The following is a 23,110-nucleotide window of genomic DNA, read 5'->3' as shown; positions in this document are numbered from 1 at the left end:
CTAAGCGTTGTTCGCCATGGTCAGGCGTTTCTTGAGCCCAGCGAAGAGACTCGTCGTTTTGCGATTCATCGCACCAAACCATGACGGCATGACAGGTTGCCCTCCACCGCAGACGCATCCGCCAGGGCAAGCCATGAATTCGATGAGATGGTAGGGGGAGTTCCCCGCTTGTACCTGATCACAGATTTTCTTGAAGCGTTTCGCACCGTGGACGACTGCAACCCGGAGCTCCTTTCCGGCTATCGTCACTGTCGCTTCCTTGATCCCGTCCAGGCCCCGTACGGAAGTAAAATCCCAGTTCGCGGGTTTTTCTCCGGTCAGCGCTTCATAGGCATAACGCAGGGCCGCTTCCATAACGCCGCCGGTAACGCCAAAAATGGTAGCAGCGCCGGAAGATTCGCCCATCAAACTGTCCCGTTCTCCGTCGGGAAGCGCCCGAAAGTCTATTCCCGCCTCCTTGATCAAATACGCCAGTTCACGAGTGGTCAGCGTTGCGTCGATTTCCCGCATCCCGTCTAGCTGGAGTTCGGGACGCATCCCTTCATATTTTTTGGCGATGCACGGCATGATTGAGACGGTGTACACCTGCTTGGGGGCGTATCCCATACGTTCGGCCCCGTACGTTTTGGCAAGGGAACCATTCATGCCGATAGGCGATTTGCAGGACGAAAAATGGGAAAGCAATTCAGGGCAAAATGTTTCTGCATACTTCTGCCACCCAGGGCAACAGGACGTAAAATGGGGAAGGTTCTTCCCGTGCGTCAACCGCTCGACAAACTCCGTTGCTTCTTCCCATATGGTCACGTCGGCCGTGAATTCCGTATCCCAGCAATGGGCGAATCCGAGCTGTTTGAGCGCGGTGAGCATCTTGCCGGTCGTGACGGTGCCTGTGGGAAGCCCAAAAGCTTCTCCGAGCGCATACCGCACCGACGGTGCCGGCATAGCGATGCATTTGATCTCGGGATCGCATAACTTCCGCCGTAATTCCGGGATCCAGGTCTGTTCTTCGAAGATGGCTCCCTCAGGGCAGTGCGTCAGGCATTGCCCGCAATTGATGCAACCTCCCGTGTAGCGGATTTCATGCGGTTCAAACGTTTCCCCCAAAATGGCTCCAGTAGGGCAGTAGGATTGGCAGACATCGTATCCGATGCATTTCTCTTTGTCGATATTGACGAAAAATAAGGAATCAGGATTTGTGCCGGGGCAGGCGTATGTTGGACATACACGACATTTTCCATAGTGATCTGAGCCATATTGCCTCCTCTGCATATGTGTGATGGGGGAAACCCTTGGAACACGAGGTGCAACTGCCAACGAATACTGGTTCAAAGGAAAGAAGACACGCTGGTTGCCCGCAGTTGATTGAGCACCAGGTTCGCCTTTTTCTAAGTGTTGGTGTTACAAAAGTCAATAAAGTGTTACTTTGATATGTTTTTATAGCATGTCAGTATGTTATGTTTTTAGGGGCACAGGGAATAAGATAGAATGAAATGGACTGGTTAAAGAAGAGAAATCTTATTTTTCACAAGAGGACTTCCTTCGAAAGGAGATCATCTGGCAAAGTGTTGAAGGTTTCTCATATGCAGTGGTAATAGAGGGATTATACAAAAGTAGGGATGCGTTGAGCCTACAAAATGGTGTAGTTGAAATGTATTAATGCCTTTCACGTCTAAGCCAACTCAGATATAGGGCCTTCTCCCAAAAGGAGATGGGATAGCTTCCTATTGGTATATGTTCATAGCGCGATAAAGAACAATACCAAGTAAAATCTATATTTGGTTTTATCTTGTAATCTTATTCATTCTGTTTCAGCCACTATAGCCCGAATAGGTCATGCTCGCAGGTTTACGAGTACCCGATTACAGAAGGCTTTTTCTACACGGTCAGCCTAAATAGCGGCTTTGCCAAATACGGATGAATCCGGGCAGTTCATTCCTGCCTTTTCGCAGCACTCTGGGGGCACATATCCCATGCCTGCGAGAATTCTCGGTCGGCAAAGGCTTCGGCGAGCCCCTGCATCTGCTTCAGCCGCAACACTTCGTCTGGGTCCATGCCGAGTTCCTTGCCGATCTTTTCGTTTGTCCAGCTGTGCTTGCGGAGCAACGTCACGAGCCTCGCCGTAAGCTCCACCTGATGTGTCCCTCGCGCCATATTGTGCCTGACGGTGGAGGTGATGCGATCCTCAATGCTTTTGTCGAGCCTGACTACGGGCAAATATCCGCCAAGGCTTTTCCGTATCTGTGCGTCCATCTTCGCCACCTGCCGCCGATGAAAACCGTCTACTACGACATGCTCCTTGCCGTCTCGGGCCACCACAACGGGCATGGTAAAACCGTCCTTGCGGATCGACAGCTTGAGCAGCCGCATTTCGGGGGGAGCGACTTGGTTCGGATTATAATCGTTCCCCCGGACGTCATCCACCGGGACGAGCTGCGGGCATACCACCGGGTGCGGCATATCAAGATAGGCCGCAGCCAAAGCGACGATACGGTTGTACACGGCAACGCGCCTGTCCAGATCGCCTTTTTCCGCCTTGAGTGCACACTCCAGTTCAGCCAGAAGTCCATCAATCTCCACGTTCAAGTTCCTTTTTGAAGCGCACGAAACGTCCAATTTTCCGGACAGGGGCAAAGCCGTATCGCAGATACAGCTCCTTCCTGGTCCAATAATCCGTGGTTGTCAGATGTGTTGCGCCGTTTTCCCGGGCACTTTCAAGACAATGTTCCAGCACTGGAATGTCCGCCCCTTCCTCCAGTGCGTACAAATGGAGAATAGTGGCCCCCGCCCGCCCCAAACGTATCGATCCGAAGGCCATTACTCGCCTTGTTTCCCCTTTCTCCGTCATGATGAACCAGAGGCGCCCCGGCTCGGAGCTGATAACCCCTCCCAGTTTGTCTCGAATGGCCGAACTTGTTGCGTACTCACCCAACAGTCCAAACAGCTCCCGGTTTCTTGCCGGATCATTTTCATGCTTGAATTCGAGCAGTTCCATCATAGCTCCATGTACTTCATGATGAGCTGCGCCTGGCGCTCCATATCACGCTTGGTCTGGCCAAAGCTCAGCCCCTTGCACCAGTAATCATTTTTCAACAATGTCTTACAGATACGTCGCCAGCTCGGGGCCTTACGGCAGGATTCCAGTTTGGGATCGGCCTCCTGCGGGATTTCTTGGAAGCCGTGTTTCGTCCACCATTTTAGGAAGGTGTTGATCTTTTTTCTGTAATGCTCCGCCGTGGGTGGAGGCATGGTGTCGAGCAGAAATTCGGCATAACTCCTCCATGTGTGCCCTTTCGGAAGGCGGATGCGGATATTGCCGAACACGTTTCCAGAAAGTTCAACGTAACGGCTGCCGAAATTAGCCCCCTGCACACGCCCAACCACCCTGGACCACGTTTCCGGCTCCAGCATCTTGAATAACCAGAGCCCCTTGCGCTGATCGTCGCCATACGGTTGGCAGAGGCGCATCTGGTGGATGCCCACCCCGGCCAGATGCATGAGGTCGTAAACTTTGTTGTAGTCCCATCCCTGTCTGCCCGTGGCTGTCCATACATCTTCCGTTTTCCAGTCATAAATCGGATAAATGTTGACAACGCCGGAAGGCGTCACCGTGCTCCAGCTCTTTCCGTTCCACCGGCGTTTGGTCGTGGAGGCGATGGTCCGGAAGCGGTTCAGGGACTCATCGCTCCGGATGCCCACTATCGAGGCACAGGAACGTCCTTCCGCGAAATGTTCCGCAAACAGCGGTACGAATTCCTCGAACTCCATTCCCCGCCTGAACCATGGAAAAGAGGCCTCATCCGCAATGACGCCCGGATGAACAGGAAGCTCGCGGACCCACAAATCCTTCGCATCGGGATCCCAGCATAGCCAGTGCGGCTGAATCTGCGATACGGAATTTCTCAGGTGGATGGGCAGGCATATCCAGTGCGGACGGACATCGGGCCTGGTCATGATACGGGTGACGAAGGCATCGGTATGCGCATACCACGCTTCCAGATCGATGTGCAGCACATCAAGTGGGAGGCGGCCTTTTTCACGGGCGATATCCAATGCGAGCTGAACGACAACCCCGGAATCCTTTCCACCGGAAAAAGAGACATATACCCGCTCAAAAGCGTCAAAGACCTCCTCCAACCGCAAGCGTGCCGCAGAGAACACCTCCATACCAAGCCAATGCCTCATACCGCTTGCTCCACCAGTTTCCTTATGGCGTTCTTGTTGCCATTCAGTCTCCTGACTTCCTTTTTCAGCTCCTCAAGCGCGTCGGCCTTCCGGGTAAGCGCAGAACGGATGCGTTCGTCAAACCGGCTTTCACCCTGAAGCGTAATGTAGTATACGCTGCTCTTTTGGCCTATTCGGTGGCATCTGTCTTCAGCCTGAAGCCTGAGTGCATACCGCCAGTTTTCGGAATAGAAGAAGACCCGATGTGACTCCGTCAGCGTCAGCCCGTATCCTCCGGTCCCTTGCGTCGCCATGAGCACCCCGCCCCTTCTTTTCCAGAGATCGATCTTCGTCGTTCTCACCGTCGCCGGAATCCTGCCGTGAACCGTATACACCGGCATCTTTGGAAAGACTTTGGGAAAAGCCTCATCCAGTGCGGCGATCGATTCGAGGTAATTCACCCAGATGATCACATGGCTGGTTTTGAGTTGCCTGAGTTCAGCGAACAGAGCATCCATTCTCTGGTTTCTCAGACGCCTTGCCCCCAGAAAGCCGGACGGCAGGACGCCGCAGGAAACGGCATGTAACCCACTGAATAAACGGAAAATCGCCGTACTGAGATCGGATGGTCCGTAACTATCCAGATCGTCTAGGAAGCGAGCCTTCACCGCCTGATAGAGCGTCGTTTGCTCTTCGGAAAAACGGCACAGAATACGGCGGTACATCTTCGGAGGCAGTTTCAGGCAGTCTTCCTTGCTGACCTGATATACATAGGGGGCTATGATACGGCAGACTTCGCCGATGCTCATGCTTTCAACGGAAAAAGTCCGTTTTGGGGCTTGAAAGACGGCAAAGGCGCTCTGAAAGGCATGTCTTGGTGTGTATCCTAGAATCAACGGGGAAAGAAATTCCATTTGCGTATACAGATCTTCGATTCCCTGCTGAATCGGCGTCCCGGTGAGAATGAGTCGATAGGGAGTCCGGGCGCCGAACCTGATGAGCCGCCGTGTTCGCTTCGCCCGGCGTCCCTTGATATAGGTTGATTCATCAACCACAAGGAATGTTCCACCGTCGATCAGGCTGTCAAGAACATAAACCACGCGGGGCGAACTGCTGAGGCTTTCCAGCCCGACAATATGCCACCAGCTCTGTGGTACGTTCTTCTCCCGCGTCCGGGGGCCTATCATGTGAATGTCCGTGTCGAGACAGGACGTGTGCCGTAGAATTTCCCTTTTGGTTTCCTCCATAAGAGATACGGGGCAGCACCAGACACATTTTGCGATGCGCTTTCTACGAAGCCAGACAAGCTCAAGAGCTGTACGCGTCTTGCCCGTCCCCATATCCATGAACAGGGCTCCGACCCTGAGCCGCGAGAGCTTTTCTATCGCCGCCCGCTGATGAGCATAGGCAGTCGTTGTCAGTTTCCAGTCAGCGTTCAAACCGATCATCGAAGTCATCCCCATTCATGAAGCTATAACGGTTATTATAACACCGATGGAGGACTGTCAAAAGCAGATCTCATGATTACGCGGTCAGTTGGGTAACTTCTCGTGATGCGTGCTGAGGAAGCTGAGCCGGAGACAAATAGGTCTGATCCTCCTGATGGCATATTCAGATGTCAAAATTTCAACATGCGCATTGATAGCCTGTCGGACTTTTCAAAGCTTGGAATAGGATGTGGCATTTTAACTTGTTGTTTAACAAATATAAATAGTTAAATGTTTTTATTCGCCTTTTGTCTGAGCAGATAACATGCGTTTTATGCCCCATTTAGTGTCCCGGAACTGGTAGGGAATGTCGACAGCCGAGTGCCCGATTACCGGGGACGCCTCCTGCGTGGAGTCTTGGCCGGACAGCGTCCCAGAAGGTGGCTAACTCGATCAAAAACCATACCACACTCAGCAGACTCACACGCACAGTTCCAGCGGCCGGCTTGTCTCCACAGCCCTTACCGGCACAGTTGGGGGATAGCCTTTCTCTATTTTTTCAGAATAAAGGCGACGTTTTCATAATGGATCTTGGGAGCGGGATTAGCTGCCGATCATACTTCATCAAGTATGATCGGGGGCAGAGAAGGCTAAAGGGTAGCCCACGGATACAGAGCGCCGTGATGAGATGAGAGCCTGTAGCACGGCCCCACGGTCGGTTGCTGCTTCACGGGGAAGAGAAATGTTGAGGGACGGAACGCGGAGGTAAAAGGCGCTAGAGGGAGATAGGCGCACAGCGCACGTGGAGGGGACGACGCGGCCTGAAAGCCTTGGGAGAGAGCTTTACAAGCGGAGGGGATATAATACAAAAGGCGCACCACAACACCCTGATTTCAGAGTAAAGTGATGCGCCTCTAGTTTTCTAGTGGCGTCCCCAAGCGGATTTGAACCGCTGTTGACGGCGTGAAAGGCCGCTGTCCTGGGCCGGCTAGACGATGGGGACGTCTGGGGGTGCGTGTTGGCTGGGCTACGTGGACTTGAACCACGATTAACGGGACCAGAATCCGTCGTCCTGCCAATTGAACGATAGCCCAACGCGCAGAAAGCTGTTTAGTAAAAACAACCCTCACTGTCAACAAAAAAAGAGGCACTTCAGAAGAAAAAGTTTTCTGACAATATTTTTATATGTTATTTTACATCATTAGATGATGGTCTAAAAAGTTGTGCCGATGAGGGTATAGGGAGGCAGTGCGCAGGGGGGCTTACGGAGCCACGTCCGGTATGCTGATTTGGCAGGTCACTTGACATCAGCGGGCATGGCATTGCAGTATTACCCGGTGGACATTCCCATACGAACACGCCTCGTTTTGCTCCTCGCCATTGTCATGGCTGGGGGCTTTCTCTTTTTTCCGTCGCAGGGAACTTCTCTTTCCTCCGATTCGTTTTATTCCGCCGCGGTGTTTCCGTGTACGGAAAACACCCCAGAGCCTTGCCCGGTTCCTCTCGCCTTGTCGCCCGAGGAGGCTCCCTTCGGGGGGGAAGCGTTCTGGAGCCTTCCGGAGCAGGGGAGGGCGGCATATACTCCTTATGAACGTTCCACCCCCGGTACGTCCCGTTTGGAACGGGGGCACGCCTTCAGTTCATTCGTGGCGTTGTCGGGCAACTGTTTCTGCCCGGGAATACTCCTGCGGCGAGGCAGGGTTTCATTAGCCGTTTCCATACTCCCCCGTGGCTGGGTTTCTTGCCATGCTTGTCCCCGTTCGCCTCCGGCGGTTTGAACGTCCAGACTGGTCTAGTCCTTTTTGTTCAATCGCAACGGCGTTCTCCATATTCTGGGGAAGGAGCGTATATGTTTCTCGATTTTTCGTGGGTGGCAGAACCCACGGCTTGGGGCGGGTTGGGCACCCTTATCCTGCTTGAAGTAGTGCTCGGCATCGATAACCTTGTTTTTATTTCCATTTTATCTTCACGGTTACCGGAAGACAAGCGCAGGCACGCGTTTACCATTGGCCTTTCGCTTGCCCTGATCATGCGTCTGGGATTGCTTTCCACTGTTGCATGGCTGATCGGGCTCACAAAACCGTGGTTTTCCCTTTTGGGCTATTCGTTTACGGCCCGGGACATTATCCTGCTTATCGGCGGCCTGTTTCTTTTGTTGAAAGGGACTATGGAACTCCACGAGCGGCTGGAAGGGTTTCAGCCCACGGAAGAGAAGGCCGTTCACCAAGCCGTGTTTTGGCAGGTCATCACCCAGATCGTGGTGCTCGACGCCATATTCTCTTTGGATTCAATCATCACGTCCGTAGGCATGGTGAAGGAGCTCTCCATCATGATGCTGGCCGTCATCATCGCCGTTCTGGCGATGCTGTTGGCTTCGCGCCCGTTGACGGAGTTTGTGGACAGGCATCCCACTGTCATTATTTTGTGCCTCGGCTTCTTGCTGATGATCGGCCTGAGCCTTATCTTGGAAGGGCTCGGCTATCATATTCCCAAGGGATACCTCTACGCGGCCATCGGTTTTTCGATTGTTGTGGAGGCGTTCAACCAGCTGGCGCTACGGAACCGAAGAAACAGGATCACAACGCGCGGATTGCGTGAGTCCGCCGCCAGAGCTGTTTTGGAGCTGCTGGGCGGAACCACGATCCCCGGCGGCGAAACGGAAATGGAAATGGCCGCGCTGGGCTACTCCGATTGCCGGGACAAGGTGTTCAGGCCGGAAGAGCGGGCCATTGTCGCACGGGTCATCCGTTTTGGCGGGCGGACCGTGCGGTATATCATGACGCCCCGCCATAAGGTGCAGTGGCTCGACAGCAACGAGTCGCCGGAAGCCCTTCTCAAGCTCGTCGGCGCATCGAAGCACGCATTCCTTCCGGTCATGCGCGGGGATACCGACGAAGTGCTCGGCGTTGTGGATCTGCGCGAGCTGCTGTGGCGCTACCAGAAGACCGGCCGTTTTTCGCTTGAGTCCTCCGTGGTCCCCGTCCCCATGGTTTTCGAGCATACCGGGCTTCCCGATGTGTTGGACGCCTTCAGGCAGCACCCGGCTCCGATGGGTATCGTTCTGGACGAATACGGGAGCGCCGTGGGCGTTGTGACGCCTATGGACATCTTGTCCGCCATCGCCGGGCATATGGGGGATGTGGCCCCCGAGCCTGATTCCTTCCGTCAGCCTGACGGCTCATGGCTGCTTCCCGGACGTATGGCCGTGGACGAGGGGCTGCATACCCTGGGCATCCAGCCGGAAGAGGAACTGAGCTGCGCCACTATGGCCGGGTTGCTGCTTGAGCGTCTGGGGCATATCCCCGCTGCGGGGGAGAGCCTGTTTTTCTGGGGGCACTTGTGGACGGTCGCGTCCATGGACGGCCTGCGTATTGATCAAATCCGTATTCATCCACAGCGTTCAGGGGACATTACGGAAAAAAGTGAATAAGAATGCGCGGATTGATTTTGCCATGAGACGACTATGGATTTCTTTGCGAGAACAGTTTAGGTTAGGATGATTCTAAGAAAGGAAAACCCTTCCCAAGCGCTTTGGATTGCTTTTTAAGCGCGGAATCCTGTTTTTTGAGAGAAAATACCTCTTTGGAGGATTGTGCGGCGTGGCGTTTCTTTTCAAACGAGTCTGGCGACTGTGTCGTCCGGCGCTGCCGTGAAGAGGAACGCTACACCAACACAGAGGAATCGGAATGAAACGGAATCTCTTACAATGCATGGCCCGGGTGCTGCTGTTGCCCGTGGCTCTGATGTTCATATGTGGGGCGCTGGTTTCCGCTCATGCGGAATATTCCGGGCCCAAAGTGCGCTTTCGGCTGGCGCATCCGTGTCCGCCGGGGCATCATACCAGCTTGGCCTTCGAAAAGTTCGCGGAATTGGTCGCCCAAAAATCAAAGAACAAGATCAAGGTGCATGTTTTCCCCAATGCCGTTCTGGGGAGCGATGTCGTCATGCTCAAAGGCGCGCTGACCGGCGGGCTCGAAATGGCGGTCAGCTCCAGCCCGAACCTGACTTGGGTGGTGCCGTCGCTCATGGTTTTCGATCTGCCGTACATTACAAGCGTCAAGTATCAGAAGAACTTGTATGAGGCGTTGGATAACGGTGAGCTTGGCCGGTATTTCAAGGGAAAATTCAATGAAGTCGGCCTTGAGCCGATCATGTACTGCGAATACGGCTACCGGGATTTCTTCAGCGTTAAAAAGCCGATCCGTTCCGTTGCGGATCTGGCGGGCATTCAGGTCCGCACGACGGCTTCCGTCGTCGAGGTCGAAGTGGCGAAAGCCCTTGGCATGAAGCCGAAACCGTTGGCGTGGGGTGAAACCTATACCGCGCTCAAGGAAGGCATCGTAGAGGGTGAAGGCAACACGTTTTCTTTCCTGCTCGACGCGGAGCATGAGGATATCCTCAGGTACGCCTTCGCTTCACAACACAATTACAGTATGCAGATCCTGAGCGCCAACAAGAAATGGTGGGAAGAACTTGATCCGCAGGTCCGGAGCATCATCCGTGAAGCGGCCGCCGAGGCATTGAAGTACCAGCGGGAAGTCTTGGCCCCGCAGTCGGAAGAGGAGGCCGTCAAGCGGTTTATGGCCGATGGCCTTGAGGTTTCCAAACCTTCGGAGGCCGATCTTGAGGAGCTGAAACGGAAAACGCGTCCCGTTTGGAACCTTTTTTCGGACTCGTTGTCACAGGAACTCATTGACCTTGTGGTAGCCACTCAGCAGTAAGCCGGTTTTGCTTACAGGAGAGAGTATGAAAGAGGACTTGTCCTTTTTGCGCTCTTGTACTTAAGCCATAAGGCTATTACTCTAAAGAGAGGCGGGGGGCCGGGGAGCCCCGTTGTTTGCTGTTATGCCCCGGGACTGCCCCGGCGAGTGATAAATCGCCAGGGCGTTTGCTGCAGAGTATGACAAAGAAGTCAAAATTCTTTTTTACCTTACATCTGTTTTTTTTGACTTTTTGGTTGAAATCGTTGTCTTCCGTGAAAACGGATGGCAAAAATCTGCTTGGCAGATCAGTGTCCTTTTTATGGTCGGTTCAGGCCGGAAGGTGACGCCTGAGTATGCCATGGTATTGGAGTCCATGTGAGAAAAGGCATATTTGACCCATCAGTGGGAAGCTCCGCGGAAGAAGGTTTTTGGCCTTCGGATGCCCGTACCGTGCAGGCGCTGCTCTGTACGGCATTGTTGTCCGCGTTGTTCTTTTCATGGCTTTGGCAGGCGTTTCGTCTGTATAGCTATCCGGGGCTCGTGCCTTACAACGATGAAGCCGGGGAACTGTTCCACCTGCCGCTGTTCACGGGGCTTGCATTGCTTGCTTACGGCCTCCGGTTGCGGTTCCGTTTTGCGGAACAAGAGCCGTGCCAAGGATACGTCCTCCCCGTTCTTGGGAGCACGCGTTTACGGCGCAGGCTTGTGACGCTGCTGCTGATGTGGACGCCGGTTGTGTTGATGGTTACGCCGGTTTCCAACGAATTTTCCGGATGGGTACGCTCCGGCAGCTGGGCCGTCAGCGCTCTTGCCGGGATAGGGGCCGGCATCGCAGGCTGCCGCATTGGTCTGGCGCTTTGCCGGTTTTCCGGAGGCCAGCTCGTCCTGGGCCTTGGCCTGGCGAGCATCGTTGCGCCGATATGCAATTATCTTGTCCTGTTGTGCCCAGAGCCGTATTGGGTGATTCCCGCGTTGCTTTTCCCCGCCCTGTTCGCCTTGCTGCCTTCCGTGTATCCCTCTGCCTCTGGTGAGGAGGGGGAGCATACCTATCCCTTTTCCCGTATCCCGTTGTTCCTGTGGTGTGGATGCCTGCTCACGGCATTCAGCGAAAGCGCTTACTACAATCTGTATGGGGCGCTTGAACCGGTCATGCCCGGGCCAAGCCTGAGCGTGCTTTTTCTCGTCGTGCTGGGAGGGCTGTCGGCGTTACTGGTGCTGGGGCAAGCCCACCGTTCGCCGATCTGGTATGCCTTTTTGCTCGTCATCCCGGTATTGGTCGTGGGCTATACCGCGTGGCCTTTGCTGCACAGGGAATCGCCCGGCCTGTCGCTTGGCGGTTTGCTGTTCGGGTATACCTTGCTGAACATCTATATGATGACGGCATTTCTGCACACGGTTTCGTATCGCAAGGGTACGCGCAGGCTGCAGCTGCTGGCTTGCGGGATAGGGGGCATCGCGCTGGCGTCATGGATGGGAAGCCATAACAGCGGCTGGATTACGGAGAGCATTGCCAGGGGCGACTCGCTCAATTCACTGTTTGCGTTTCAGGCCTTCGCCATTTTGGCGGGAAGCTTCATCTTTGTCGTCTATCTGGAAAAAGTGGGTTTTTTCCGTCTGGCGAAGGGTGAGGCGGCCGCGCCGGAACGGGTGGCCGGGCAGGCCCCGAGCACGCCGATGTCCTTGATGGACTGGCCGATCGAGGAACTGGAGGCGCACTTCCGCGAGCTGGGGCTGACCCGGCAGCAGGCGATGATCGCCGCATTGCTGGCCCGCAAGACGCCGGATACGACCATTTGCGACAACCTCAACATTTCGCCGAGCACACTGAAGACCCATATACGGAATATTCACCGCCGCCTTGGGATCAGCAGCCGCCACGAGCTGGCGTGGCTGGTGACGGCGAATCCGGCGGGCATTTCCGAAACGCAGGGAGGCGGCCGTTAGCCGCATTGCGTTCAGGCTGGCGGATAGGCGGGAAGTGCCGTTGCCGCTCGGGAAGGGCAGTTGAAGCTGAGGAGGCGTTCTTTCGGGAGCGCCTTTTTTGCGTGCCATGAGGTTCTAAGCGGGACCGTGAGGCGGGTATCTCCAAGAGGATAGGGGGGAAGGGGAAACGCCGTATTGTCCTTACGAGAGGCCTGCATTGGGTCAGGGACGCATTTACTTTCTGGGCTGGAGCTTGTGGCAGCTTGAAGGCGGCCCGTACCTCGCGTAAGGGAAGGCTAAACGAAGGGGGGAATACATGCGGTTTGAAGAAGCTCTTTTGCTTGCCGGGAAGGGCCAACTGATCACCCGGCCCGGATACGGCGTTTCTTTTGCGGCGATTCGGGAAGGGCAGGCCGTGTATGGGCATTTTATCGGAGAAACCGGCTTTACCGATGTGCGCGCGTATGTTTTTACGGACGAAGACAAGAACGCTACAGACTGGGAGCGCTTCACCCGAGTCCTCCCCGATGCATGGGAAGGCTGCGATGTGCCGAATGGGTAAAACCGTGAGGGCGGGTGTATCACGCTGTCCCCGTTTTTCGCTCGCCAATCGGGAATATGGATGCGCTCTCTTTTCTGAATAGCGCCATAGTGGTTTATGTTGAAATCCGTGTGGCTGGGACGTCCGTCGGACGGGAAAGCGCTGGAAGAGGCACGGCGAGCATACGCATGTAAAAGGCCCGGAGGATATTTCTCCGGACCTTTTACAGCACTGGGTTGTGAGGAAGGCTGGATGTTGAGTGTAGGCTGTTGCGCGCTATGGCTGCTTCCGAAACAGCCTACAGTTGCCCATATACGAGCAAATGCCGCGCGGTCGTTAGCTTCCTGCAGCTTGTCCACGCCTGCCTGATTTCCGAGGCGCCGTCACAGGCCTTGGTAAGCCCCATCCAGAAAAAGGGGGGCTGTATATGCCGAGCCAGCGGATTGTATCCCGGAAGGAGAAAGGCTTTTTTACCGCGATTCGTTGTAGGCTTTTCTGCCCAAGGTGGCTCCACGTGGTTTTTTGCCGAACTTGCCGGGGCGCTGGCGGCGCTGGCCGGGCGCAAAGGGTTTGCGTGGATGCGGGCTGTCCGTCTCATCGGCGGCCTTCGCCGACACTTTCACCCCGCTTATGAATACACCCTTGTTGAGCGTGGCCAACACATGCGCGGCCAGCTCGGCGGATATTTCCACGATACTGAAGTTGTTCTGGATATCGATGGCACCGACGCTTCGCCCGGGGATGCCGCTCTCGCCGGTTATGGCGCCCACCAGTGCGCGGGGGGTGACGTCATGCGTCCGCCCCACATCAATGTGGAGCCTGGACATGGGGCCGGACTCCTGTCTGCGGGGAAGCGGCTGCATCCTGCCCTTTGATTTCGCCTCGGCGTTTTTGGCGGGGCGTTGCGGCTCCATCGTCAGTTCATCCACTTCGCCGACATTGTCCTGATTCCCAAAATCCCGCTGCATCAACAGTTTGAGCAAGGCCGCGGAGATATCCCGGCTGGAAGCGTCGCCATCCGGGAAGTGTTCGGTCTGGAAATCCTCCACCAGTACCCGCCAGCGATCCAGAGAGCTTTCGGCCAGGGTCTGGCGGACTTCGTCCAACAGCTTGGAAGTACGGATGTTGCTGACGTCGCGCAGGGTCGGCAGCTGGCCCGGCTGGATGCGGGCTTTGGTATAGCGGATGATTTCGCGGATCTTGTACTGCTCGCGCACCGTGACGAAGGTAAAGGCCTTTCCTTCGCGGCCCGCGCGGCCAGTACGCCCGATCCGGTGCACATAGCCTTCCACATCGTGGGGAATGTCATAGTTGATCACCGCATCCACATCATCCACGTCAATCCCGCGTGCGGCCACATCCGTCGCCACCAGAATCTCAATGCCGTCGGTACGGAAACGGCTCATCACCCGATCCCGCTGGGTCTGGTTCATGTCGCCATGCAGCCCGTCGGCCTGATAGCCGCGCTGTTGCAGGTGCACGGTTATCTCGTCCACGCTGCGTTTGGTGGCACAGAACACCAGAGCCTTGCGGAACCCCTGCGAGTCCAGCACGCGGCACAGGGCATCCATCTTCTGGTATGGACGGACCTCGTAGTACACCTGCTCGATGGCGGGGACCGTGAGCATCTTGTGGGCGATGGTCAGCATCTCCGGCTCGCGCAGGAAACGCTTGCTCAGTTCGCGGATAGGCTGGGGCATGGTGGCGGAGAACAGGACCCGTTGGCAGTCCGCCGGGCTTTGTTCCAGAATAAGCTCGATATCCTCGCGGAAGCCCATGTCCAGCATTTCGTCGGCCTCGTCCAGCACGACAATCCGCGCCTCGCTCAGGCGCAGCGTGCCGCGCTGCAAATGATCGATAACCCGGCCCGGCGTGCCCACGACCACCTGTGCGCCCTTGGCAAGCGCCCGAAGCTGCCGCTCAATGGGCTGCCCGCCGTAAATCGGCAAAACCGAAACGCCCCGTTTGTGTACGGCCAGTTTGCTCAGTTCTTCGGATACCTGAATGGCCAGCTCGCGGGTAGGGCAAAGCACCAGCGCCTGCACGCTCTTGCCGGAAGCGATCTTTTCCAGAATGGGCAGGCCGAACGCCGCCGTTTTGCCGGTTCCGGTCTGCGCCTGGCCCACGGCATCCTTTCCCGTCAGCAGTGCCGGGATAGCCAAAACCTGAATGGGGGAGGGTTCTTCAAACCCTAAATCTTCAACAGCTTTCAAGAGTTCCTGGGACAGTCCCAGTTCTGTAAACGATGCGGTCATGATGTTCCTGTAGGTAAAAATATCAAAACGGGGGTAAACACAGTCTCATTGCGCTGGAGGCACAATAAGCATGATTTCCAATACATACTCGGAGAGCGGGGAGCGCCCCGTACGGGCCGGGACGCGGCAAAAAATGCCGTGTGGAAGCTTGATATACCGGCCCGTTTTCCGACGGAGCCTATGGTGATGTTGGCCCCTTTTTGACCAGCATTTCCGCGTATGGAAGCCTCCGCCGTAAACCGGAAAGGGGTTTCCTTTTTCACCCTGCAACGCCCGCTGCACAAGGGAGGGCCGAGGCCTGACGCCATGGAGATGTTCCGGTTTGGGGATTTCGCCGGGTGGCTGATCGAGGTTCGGAAAAGGACCATTGGTGGCACAGCGGCAACGCCGCATAAGAAAAGGGGTTACATCGTACGATGTAACCCCTTGAGATTCCTGGAGCGGGAAACGGGATTTGAACCCGCGACCTTCAGCTTGGGAAGCTGACACTCTACCGCTGAGTTACTCCCGCAATGCGGTGTAAAGAAAAATGGAGCGGGAGACGGGATTTGAACCCGCGACTTCAACCTTGGCAAGGTTGCACTCTACCACTGAGTTACTCCCGCTCAAATGGAGGCGACGTCCGGATTTGAACCGGAGGATGGAGGTTTTGCAGACCTCTGCCTTACCACTTGGCTACGTCGCCTTGAGCGTGTTTGTTGGAGCGGGAGACGGGATTTGAACCCGCGACTTCAACCTTGGCAAGGTTGCACTCTACCACTGAGTTACTCCCGCTCAACGAAGAGAAGGTTTACCGTCGAACCCCGCTTCTGTCAAGCGTTGTTTCTCAAAAAACACATATTTCTTTTCCATCTTTTCCGTATGCCGCTTAACATGTCGAGGATGTTATTCCTTTGCCGGGAACGCTCGGGAGGGGCCTTTTCCGCATCCGGAATCAGAAGCGGGAGGAGAGGGCGACCGTCCGCTGCAATGCCCGTCTTGGAGGCGGCAGATCAGGCATTCCGTGGGTAATCATTGAGGAGGAAAGGGCCGCGCCGTATTTTGGAGGGAAAAAAGGATTGCCACATGCGACAGATACGTACCGTTTCCATAGGCGAGGTGCAAGCGTTCCTTCAAAACCATCCGGGAGGTTTCCTCATCGATGTGCTGCCCCCCGAGTTCCACGCCCAGCAACATATCCCCGGCTCATCCGGCGTCTGCGTCTTCGAAACGGCTTTTCAGGAGAAGATGCGGGCTCTGGTGCCGGATATGGCCGCGCCGCTCTTGGTATATGGAGCGGGAGGCTCTTTGGATAGTGCCGTTGCCGCTGAAAAACTGCAGCGCGAAGGCTATACGGATATCAGCCTGTTTGCCGGAGGGCTTGAGGCTTGGAGAAAAGCCGGGCTTCCGCTTGAGGGCGCCGGGGTGGATTTCCCCGTGCAGGATGAGTCCCCTTTGCCGATGTTTAAGGAGTACACGCTGATCCCCGAAAAAAGCTTTATCCAGTGGGCGTGCCATAACACTGTCCACAGCCATGACGGGACGCTTTCCGTGCGTGGCGGGGAGCTCCGCTTCCCACACGGCCCGCAAGGGGAGGGGGACGGGTTTTTGACGATGGACATGAACGGCATCGCCTGCCGGGATCTCGCACAGGACGAGATGTTGCCCGTCCTGATTGCCCATTTGAAATCCCTCGATTTTTTCGACGTCATGACCTACCCCACGGCGCAACTGGATATCCTGTCGCTGATGCCCCTCACGGGGGCCACTGTAACGGGGCGTACGCACCGCTTGCAGGGGCAGCTCAGCGTGCTGCGGACTGAGCGGGCCATCGAATGCGACGCGGAGCTGCGGAACCTGCCTGATGGGGAGCTCAGCATGTTCTGCCAGCTGGTCTGGGACAGGACGCTCTGGGGCGTGCGCTATGGTTCGGCACGTTTTTACCGTTTTCTGGGAATGCACAGTGTCGATGACAACATCAGTCTCAGCGTGATGCTGTTTTTCCGTTCCCAGAGGCCATAAGCTCAGATCTGCGCAATGAAAACAGGAACAGGATCGCTACACGGCGATCCTGTTCCTGTTTTCAGCGGCCCGGATGATACTGGCCGTCGTCAAAGCCGCGGCGCTTCAACTCTTCGGGGCGGTACTGCCCGTCATCATGGCGGGGCTGGGGATGGCGGTTATACTGGTGGTCTTTCCGCCGCTCACGTTCCAGCCGATCCTTATCGTGCTTTCTTCTCGGATGATTGCGATCCCGGTCGTTCCACTTGCTGTCCTTGTGGTCCCTGTTGTCCCAATGCTGGCCGTTACGACGGGCCTGTTCCCTCTCCGTGCGGCGCTGCTCGCGGATCATGCGTTCCTGTTCCTGGCGCATTTTCCCTTGCTGGTAGCGATCCTCGGCGCGGTGCATCCTTTCGCGCCGCTCAAGCTGGCGCTGTTGCCGCATCTGTTCCCGGTGGTTGTCCCTGTCGGCCACAAGGGGGTTCTCCGAGCCGGCGGAGTGGGCCGGGACAGAAAAGTCCGCCGTGTACGGCAGGAAATGACGGGGAGTGGATGCATAGGCGTTGCTCAGGGCCAGGCAGGCCAGCAGCGTTCCGGCACAAAGGCATGTAATGTGTTTCATGGTTTTTTTCCTCAAATCTCTCATCAGTGCTGTGAGAAGGGCCGTTCTTCCGTGCTGTGCGCAACGCGCAACCGGAAGGCGCACCCTTCCCCGGCAGGGTGGAATGCGCGTTTTCTATACGCCTCTTTCCCGGTGTTGCAAGCGTACGTAAATTCTCTGTGAATACAAATGATTAACTGAATAGGGAGAAGAGAAGGGGCAAGGCGGGGAGGGGAAAACCGCGGCGAGGCGGGAGGAGGGGAAAACGCAAGGCTGACAGGAAAGAACGGAAACGGATTCCGGCCTTTTCTGTCAGCCCTTGTTCCTCTACTTATAGGAAGGAAGAGGCGTCTTGATGAGTTTCAGGAACTTGTCGGTGACATAGGAGCTGTTTTCAACCTGTTTCAGCTCGTCCTGCGAGATCCTGCCGATGGCCGCAAAGAACTGGGCCAGATCGCCCTGCCAGCTCTGGGCCTGGCTGGGGCCTTCGGAGGCGTCGAACATCTGGAGCTGTTCTTCCAGGTTGAACACCGGATGGTTCTTAAGATCCATCTCAGCGAGATCCTTGCTGTAGTCGGTACCGGCCCAGTCAACGTAGAAACGCAGGTATTCCGGCAGCAGCTTGTCCATCGGTTCATTCTTCATCATGTCGATGGCGCGCATGTAGATGCTCAGGAACTTCGCGGTGACTTCGGGGTTCTTGTCGGCGAATTCGCGGTCAGCGACGATGACGATGGGAAGGCCGCGATAGCAGTCATGCGGCGTGCTGGCCACTTTCCAGCCGCGCTTTTCGCCCACGTAGGTGAGGGGCGCCCACAGGGTCACGATGTCGCCGATGCCGTATTCGAATGCGGCGAGCGCGGACGCCTGGTCCATATTCTTGATGGTCACGTCCTTTTCGGTCAGGCCAAGGGCCTTGAGCCACGAGCTCAGGGCGAAGTGGGCCGAGGAAACGGTCGTGCAGAGGACGGTTTTGCCCTTCACGCTTTCGGGGGTGCCGTATACGTTCGGGTAGCTCTTGTTATAGCCCTTGGTCTTCATGATCGGGCTGTCGGGGCGGACCATGACGGCGTTGACCATAGCCTCGTCGTTGCAGTTGGCAATGACGTAGGTGTCGTGGCGCAAGGCGCCCATGAGGGCGGGAATCGCTCCCATGCCGCCGAAGACCCATGTCTTGGCGGGCAGGGTGCTGAGGGCGTCCATGCCGGAGCTGAAGTAGAGCAGCTCGACATCGAGGCCCACTTCCTTGTCCCATCCCTTCTGCTTGGCATACCAGATGGGGAAGGTTTCCTGAGCGCCCATCCACGCGGTGGGGACTTTCTGGAGTTCGGCGGCGCCTGCCGTGCCCACATAGGCCACGCAAAGGACGGCAGCGCAGAGGCCGCGAAGCCATTTTTTGACGTTCATATGCAATATTCTCCTGTACTTTGGGAAGAGGGGGAGGCAGAAAGCGGGGTAGAAAGCTCTGGAGAGTCTTCTACCCCGCAACATTAAGCTACAGATTTCTCAACTTACTTGTAGCTTGGGATGGGGGTCTTGACGAGCTTCAGGTACTTGTCGGTAGCGTAAGCGCCGTTTTCGACCTTCTTGAGTTCGTCCTTGTTGATGCTGCCCACGCTGGCGAAGAACTTCGCGATGTCGCTCTGCCACTTCTGAGCGGTGCTCATGCCCTTGGAGGCGTCAAACAGGGCGAGCTGTTCTTCCAGGTTGTAGACGGGGTGCGTCTTGAGGTCGGTGAGGGACAGTTCGGGAGAATAGTTCTTGCCGGCCCATTCGAGGAAGAAGCGCTGGTATTCGGGAACGAGGGATTCCAGAGGTTCCTTCTGCAGCATGTTGACGGCACGCAGGTAGATGCTGAGGAATTTCGCGGTGATTTCAGGGTTCTTTTCGGCATACGCGGTGTCGGCGATCAGGACGATCGGGTTACCGACCTTACACATATGCAGGTCGCCGGCGATCTTCCAGCCCTTTTCCTGGCCGGCGTACATATGGGGAGCCCACAGGGCCACGCCGTCGCCGATGCCGTTGTCAAACGCGGCCAGAGCCTGAGCCTGGTCCATATTCTTGATGGTGATGTCCTTGTCCGTCAAGCCCAGGACCTTGAGCCAGGAGCTCAGGCCGTAGTGGGCGGAGGAAACGGTCGTGGTCAGGAAGGTCTTGCCCTTCACGGTGTCGGGGCTGCCGAGCACTTCGGGGAAATCCTTGTTGTAGCCCTTTACCTTGGCGATTGGGCTGTCGGGACGGACGAGCACGGAGTTGGTCATGGATTCGTCGTTGCCGATGGCGATGACGGAAGTGCCGTAGCGCAGGTTGCCCATCATGGCCGGGACGCCGCCCATGCCAGCGAAAACCCAGGAACCGGACGGAAGGGCGTTCAGAATATCCATGCCGGAGCCAAAGTACTGGATGTCGATGTCGAGACCAGCTTCTTTGTCCCAGCCCTTTTCTTTCGCATACCAGATCAGGAAGGTTTCGTGTTCGTCCATCCAAGCGGTGGGTACTTTGGTGAGCTTTTCAGCGAAAGCCATACCAGCGAGCGAAACGCAAAATGCGGCAGCGAGAAAAGCACTGATGAGTTTCTTGAAACGCATACCTGTTCCTCCAAGTTGAAATGTACTGAGGAAAATCCCTCTACCCTTATCATAATACATGTCGGGGCATGCACGATGATCGTATTCCGGACGTCAGCGTGACGTCCCTGCGGCGGTTTTTTCGGCATCTTCAACCGTCGCCTTGCGGACGGCCTGAACATGCCGGGTGCGGATGCGGAAAGCGCAGAACTGCAGCCCGCAGCCGATCCCCGCCAACCCTACCGCGAGCGCCGTTCCCAGATGGAAATACAAGGCTGCCGCGGCGAGGATGCACAATGCGAAACTGGCGAGCCTGAGGTACAGGAGCTTCCTGTATACCTCCCCGGTGCGTTCCCAGGGGGCGTCGTCGCATTGGCGTTGCGCATCGTTGTTTTTGGGCTGGGCCTTGCCCGAACAGCGCCGGACAAAGCCCTGTACCGACCACCAGACCAGCCCCGCGCACAGGGATCCGATAATGAGGCTGACGGTGGTCGTTTCCATATTACAGTACCAGAGCCGTGTTGTCGGTGATGACGGAGCGGAGCTTCAACAGCTCCATGCTGGTGTGCTCGCGGGGGCGGGGAAGATCGATCATGTATTCGGTCTTGATGCTCCCGGGGAGCTTGCCTTCCATCAGGATGATGCGGTCGCCGAGGAACAGGGCCTCGTCGATGTTGTTGGTGACGAAGATGACGGTGCGCTTTTCCTGTTCCCAGATGCGCGCGGTTTCCTTCTGCATGAACATACGGGTCTGGGCGTCCAACTGTCCGAAGGGCTCGTCAAGGAGCATGATGTTCGGGGAGTTCGCATAGGCGCGGGCGATGCCCACGCGCTGCTTCATACCGCCGGACAACTGGTGCGGGTAGTGCTTCTCAAAGCCGGTCAGCCCCACCATGTCGATGTAGTGCTGCGCAATCTCATGCCGCTCGTTGGCGGGGATATTGCGGAGCTTGAGGCCTAGTTCCACATTATCACGAACGTTCTTCCATGCAAAGAGCATGTAGCCCTGGAAGACGATGCCGCGGTCGGGGCCGGGGCCGGTGATGGGCTGGCCGTCAAGCGTCACGAATCCGGTGTCGGGCGTTTCCAGCCCGGCGAAGATCTTCAACAGCGTGGACTTGCCGCACTGACCGGGGCCGAGGATGACCAGAAACTCGTTTTCATACACATCAAGAGTGACGTCGCGGATGACGGGAACTTCCTGATTGCCCTTCTGGATGAAGGTCTTGCTGACGTTTTCACAGCGGAGTTTGAGTTTCGGTTCGCAGTTGCAGGTGGTCATATGCTTTCCTTTCTCAGCTGTGCTTAGAGGTTTTCAATGGTGCGCTTCCAGGGGCAGAGCTTGCCTTCAAGGAGCGTGACCAACAGTGAGGTTCCGTAAGCCGCTGCCGCGATGAGGACCATGCCGCCGAGCACGAGGGTGGGCTGGTGGGTGTCCATGCCGCGCTTGATGAGGAAGCCCATGCCGTCGCGGGAGTTCATCAGTTCGGCGGCCAGAACGCAGGTCCAAGCGGAGCTGAGGGAGATCTGGAGGCCGGCGAAGACTGCGGGGAACGACGCGGGGAAGCATACGTGGAAGATTTCATCCCGGCGCTTGCCGCCGAGGACGCGGATAACGTCATACAGGTCGGGGTCAACGAGGCGCACGCCGTTGTATGCATTGAGCAGACAGGGGACGAACGTACCGATGATGATGATGAACACCTTGGACATTTCGCCGATGCCGAACCACAGGATGGCGATGGACACCCAGGCGATGGGCGGCATGGGCTTGAACAGGTCGAACAGAGGCTTCACAATCGCGTTGACGTACTTGTTCAGGGCCATGAACAGGCCGAGGGGCACGGCGACGACGCTGGCGGCGATGAAGCCGATGAGCACGCGCTGGGTGCTGGCCCAAATGTGGCCGATAAGGTTCGTTCCGGCGAACTTCATGTACGTCAGGCGGTACAGCTGATCCACCACTTCCAGCGGGCGGGCCAGAGAGTCACGGAAGATCTTCTCTTTCGCCACGTAGTCCCACAAGGCGAGGAACAGGACGATGGAAACCACGTTGAGGAAATACTTGTTGGTAATGAACTTGTAAAAGCTGAACGGTTCGCGGTTTTTGGAGTGGTCGACGGTTTCGTTGGCGATAGAACTGGTCATGCCGCTTACCTCCTGATGCCAGCCAGCAGTTTCTTTTCAATCTGGTCGATGATGAAGCCGATGACTGCACCAGACAGACCCACGCAAATCATGCCGAGGACGATGATGTCGGGACGGCCGAGGCGGCCACCCATAGTGATGAGGAAGCCAAGGCCGGAGTCGGCGGCCAGCAGTTCCGCGGCCACGAGGTTGGTCCAGCAGTAAGCCAGGGCAAGCTGCAGGGCGCCGAACACCATGGGAAGGGCGGACGGGATGCAGAGCTGCGTGAAAATCTGCCAGTTGTTGGCGCCATATGTGCGGGCCATCTGGATAAGGGTCGGGTTGGTCATGCGCACGCCGACGTAGGAGTTGATGACGCAAGGCACGATGCCCGCGATCCAGATGATGAATACCTTACCGGCAAGGCCGATGCCGAACCAGAAAACGGTAAGCGGAATCCACGCGATGGGGGGGATGGGACGGATAAGTTCGAAGATCGGGCGGAACAGACCTTCAACCACGTTGAACCAGCCCATGGCCAAACCGAGCGGGATACCCACGACGAGCGAGAGCACATACCCGATGAAGGCTTCCTGAATGGACGTCCACGCGTGCGTCGCCATGATGGCGCCGTCGGGGTTGGGGTTGCTGAGTTTGTCGATGAACGCGGCGAACACCTGGGAGGGCGATGCCAGCAACGTATTTGGAATGATTCCCGAGCGCACCACGCCTTCCCAGAAGGCGAAAAAGATGATGATGCTTATGTAGGGAAGGATGGTCAGAAGCAATGGCTGTTTGACGCTTACTTCTTTGTAGGCCATG

17 protein-coding genes, 6 tRNA genes and 1 pseudogene are annotated in these 23,110 nt (G+C 56.4%); 5 read left to right on the top strand and 19 right to left on the bottom strand.

All coding sequences use genetic code 11. The features are described 5' to 3' along the window. The 7 genes and pseudogenes from HMPREF0178_RS15795 to HMPREF0178_RS15765 all read right to left on the bottom strand — a co-directional run bounded on the left by HMPREF0178_RS15795 (position 1) and on the right by HMPREF0178_RS15765 (position 6,682). Positions 1 to 1,253, bottom strand: a pseudogene (locus tag HMPREF0178_RS15795) ([FeFe] hydrogenase, group A). A gap of 676 nt (positions 1,254 to 1,929) precedes the next feature. Beyond that, positions 1,930 to 2,577 carry a ParB/RepB/Spo0J family partition protein gene (locus tag HMPREF0178_RS15790; protein WP_009380764.1) on the bottom strand — a complete coding sequence of 216 codons (648 nt, stop codon included), beginning with the start codon at positions 2,575 to 2,577 and terminating at the stop codon, positions 1,930 to 1,932. Beyond that, on the bottom strand, positions 2,567 to 2,992 hold the full coding sequence (locus tag HMPREF0178_RS15785) for a hypothetical protein (protein WP_009380762.1): 426 nt from the start codon (positions 2,990 to 2,992) through the stop codon (positions 2,567 to 2,569). The genes HMPREF0178_RS15790 and HMPREF0178_RS15785 overlap by 11 nt, the downstream gene beginning before the upstream one ends. Continuing rightward, complete coding sequence (locus HMPREF0178_RS15780; protein WP_009380760.1) at positions 2,992 to 4,182, bottom strand: phosphoadenosine phosphosulfate reductase; 1,191 nt, start codon at positions 4,180 to 4,182, stop codon at positions 2,992 to 2,994. The genes HMPREF0178_RS15785 and HMPREF0178_RS15780 overlap by 1 nt, the downstream gene beginning before the upstream one ends. Further along, positions 4,179 to 5,609 carry a DEAD/DEAH box helicase gene (locus HMPREF0178_RS15775; RefSeq protein WP_009380758.1) on the bottom strand — a complete coding sequence of 477 codons (1,431 nt, stop codon included), beginning with the start codon at positions 5,607 to 5,609 and terminating at the stop codon, positions 4,179 to 4,181. Before HMPREF0178_RS15775 ends, HMPREF0178_RS15780 begins: the two co-directional genes overlap by 4 nt. A 905-nt stretch (positions 5,610 to 6,514) precedes the next feature. Beyond that, a tRNA-Glu gene (locus tag HMPREF0178_RS15770) sits at positions 6,515 to 6,591 on the bottom strand. A 16-nt stretch (positions 6,592 to 6,607) separates the two neighbouring features. Next, positions 6,608 to 6,682 (bottom strand) — tRNA-Gln (locus HMPREF0178_RS15765). A gap of 755 nt (positions 6,683 to 7,437) precedes the next feature. On the opposite strand from HMPREF0178_RS15765, the gene HMPREF0178_RS15760 reads away from it, so the two are divergent. The 4 genes from HMPREF0178_RS15760 (at position 7,438) to HMPREF0178_RS15745 (ending at position 12,776) form a co-directional block, all read left to right on the top strand. Then, on the top strand, positions 7,438 to 9,018 hold the full coding sequence (locus HMPREF0178_RS15760; RefSeq protein ID WP_009380756.1) for a transporter associated domain-containing protein: 1,581 nt from the start codon (positions 7,438 to 7,440) through the stop codon (positions 9,016 to 9,018). A gap of 256 nt (positions 9,019 to 9,274) precedes the next feature. Beyond that, a complete protein-coding gene (locus HMPREF0178_RS15755) occupies positions 9,275 to 10,309 on the top strand; it encodes a TRAP transporter substrate-binding protein (protein ID WP_009380754.1) in 1,035 nt (344 codons plus the stop codon). 357 nt (positions 10,310 to 10,666) lie between these two features. After that, the gene (locus tag HMPREF0178_RS15750) at positions 10,667 to 12,235 is read left to right on the top strand and encodes a LuxR C-terminal-related transcriptional regulator (protein ID WP_009380746.1); all 1,569 of its coding nucleotides are present in this window, start codon (positions 10,667 to 10,669) and stop codon (positions 12,233 to 12,235) included. 295 nt (positions 12,236 to 12,530) lie between these two features. Next, positions 12,531 to 12,776, top strand: a complete 246-nt coding sequence (locus HMPREF0178_RS15745; protein WP_009380744.1) for a hypothetical protein — start codon at positions 12,531 to 12,533, stop codon at positions 12,774 to 12,776. Between the two features lie 449 nt (positions 12,777 to 13,225). Here HMPREF0178_RS15745 and HMPREF0178_RS15740 read toward each other — a convergent pair whose 3' ends face one another. The 5 genes from HMPREF0178_RS15740 to HMPREF0178_RS15720 all read right to left on the bottom strand — a co-directional run bounded on the left by HMPREF0178_RS15740 (position 13,226) and on the right by HMPREF0178_RS15720 (position 15,784). Further along, positions 13,226 to 15,010, bottom strand: coding sequence for a DEAD/DEAH box helicase (locus HMPREF0178_RS15740; protein WP_009380742.1), 1,785 nt, complete (start codon positions 15,008 to 15,010; stop codon positions 13,226 to 13,228). A gap of 436 nt (positions 15,011 to 15,446) precedes the next feature. Further along, positions 15,447 to 15,521 (bottom strand) — tRNA-Gly (locus HMPREF0178_RS15735). A 19-nt stretch (positions 15,522 to 15,540) separates the two neighbouring features. After that, positions 15,541 to 15,615, bottom strand: a tRNA-Gly gene (locus tag HMPREF0178_RS15730). Between the two features lie 5 nt (positions 15,616 to 15,620). Then, positions 15,621 to 15,695, bottom strand: a tRNA-Cys gene (locus HMPREF0178_RS15725). A gap of 14 nt (positions 15,696 to 15,709) precedes the next feature. Next, positions 15,710 to 15,784: transfer RNA gene (locus HMPREF0178_RS15720), tRNA-Gly, on the bottom strand. A gap of 291 nt (positions 15,785 to 16,075) precedes the next feature. On the opposite strand from HMPREF0178_RS15720, the gene HMPREF0178_RS15715 reads away from it, so the two are divergent. Further along, positions 16,076 to 17,011 (top strand): YceI family protein, encoded by a 936-nt coding sequence (locus tag HMPREF0178_RS15715; RefSeq protein ID WP_009380740.1) that lies wholly within the window; start codon positions 16,076 to 16,078, stop codon positions 17,009 to 17,011. Between the two features lie 61 nt (positions 17,012 to 17,072). On the opposite strand, the gene HMPREF0178_RS15710 is transcribed toward HMPREF0178_RS15715, so the two are convergent. The 7 genes from HMPREF0178_RS15710 to HMPREF0178_RS15680 all read right to left on the bottom strand — a co-directional run bounded on the left by HMPREF0178_RS15710 (position 17,073) and on the right by HMPREF0178_RS15680 (position 23,109). Then, positions 17,073 to 17,612 carry a hypothetical protein gene (locus HMPREF0178_RS15710; protein WP_009380738.1) on the bottom strand — a complete coding sequence of 180 codons (540 nt, stop codon included), beginning with the start codon at positions 17,610 to 17,612 and terminating at the stop codon, positions 17,073 to 17,075. 306 nt (positions 17,613 to 17,918) lie between these two features. Then, positions 17,919 to 18,998, bottom strand: coding sequence for an ABC transporter substrate-binding protein (locus HMPREF0178_RS15705; RefSeq protein WP_009380736.1), 1,080 nt, complete (start codon positions 18,996 to 18,998; stop codon positions 17,919 to 17,921). Positions 18,999 to 19,102: 104 nt separating this feature from the next. Beyond that, a complete protein-coding gene (locus HMPREF0178_RS15700; protein WP_009380734.1) occupies positions 19,103 to 20,182 on the bottom strand; it encodes an ABC transporter substrate-binding protein in 1,080 nt (359 codons plus the stop codon). A 93-nt stretch (positions 20,183 to 20,275) separates the two neighbouring features. Further along, on the bottom strand, positions 20,276 to 20,662 hold the full coding sequence (locus tag HMPREF0178_RS15695) for a hypothetical protein (protein WP_009380732.1): 387 nt from the start codon (positions 20,660 to 20,662) through the stop codon (positions 20,276 to 20,278). 1 nt (position 20,663) lies between these two features. Beyond that, the gene (locus tag HMPREF0178_RS15690) at positions 20,664 to 21,443 is read right to left on the bottom strand and encodes an ABC transporter ATP-binding protein (protein WP_009380730.1); all 780 of its coding nucleotides are present in this window, start codon (positions 21,441 to 21,443) and stop codon (positions 20,664 to 20,666) included. A 23-nt stretch (positions 21,444 to 21,466) separates the two neighbouring features. Then, a complete protein-coding gene (locus tag HMPREF0178_RS15685; protein ID WP_009380727.1) occupies positions 21,467 to 22,309 on the bottom strand; it encodes an ABC transporter permease in 843 nt (280 codons plus the stop codon). A 5-nt stretch (positions 22,310 to 22,314) separates the two neighbouring features. Beyond that, positions 22,315 to 23,109, bottom strand: coding sequence for an ABC transporter permease (locus HMPREF0178_RS15680; protein ID WP_009380726.1), 795 nt, complete (start codon positions 23,107 to 23,109; stop codon positions 22,315 to 22,317). Position 23,110: the final 1 nt, after the last annotated feature.

Source organism: Bilophila sp. 4_1_30, from assembly GCF_000224655.1.
GTDB lineage: Bacteria > Desulfobacterota > Desulfovibrionia > Desulfovibrionales > Desulfovibrionaceae > Bilophila > Bilophila wadsworthia.
This window is presented reverse-complemented; position numbering and strand designations above follow the sequence as displayed.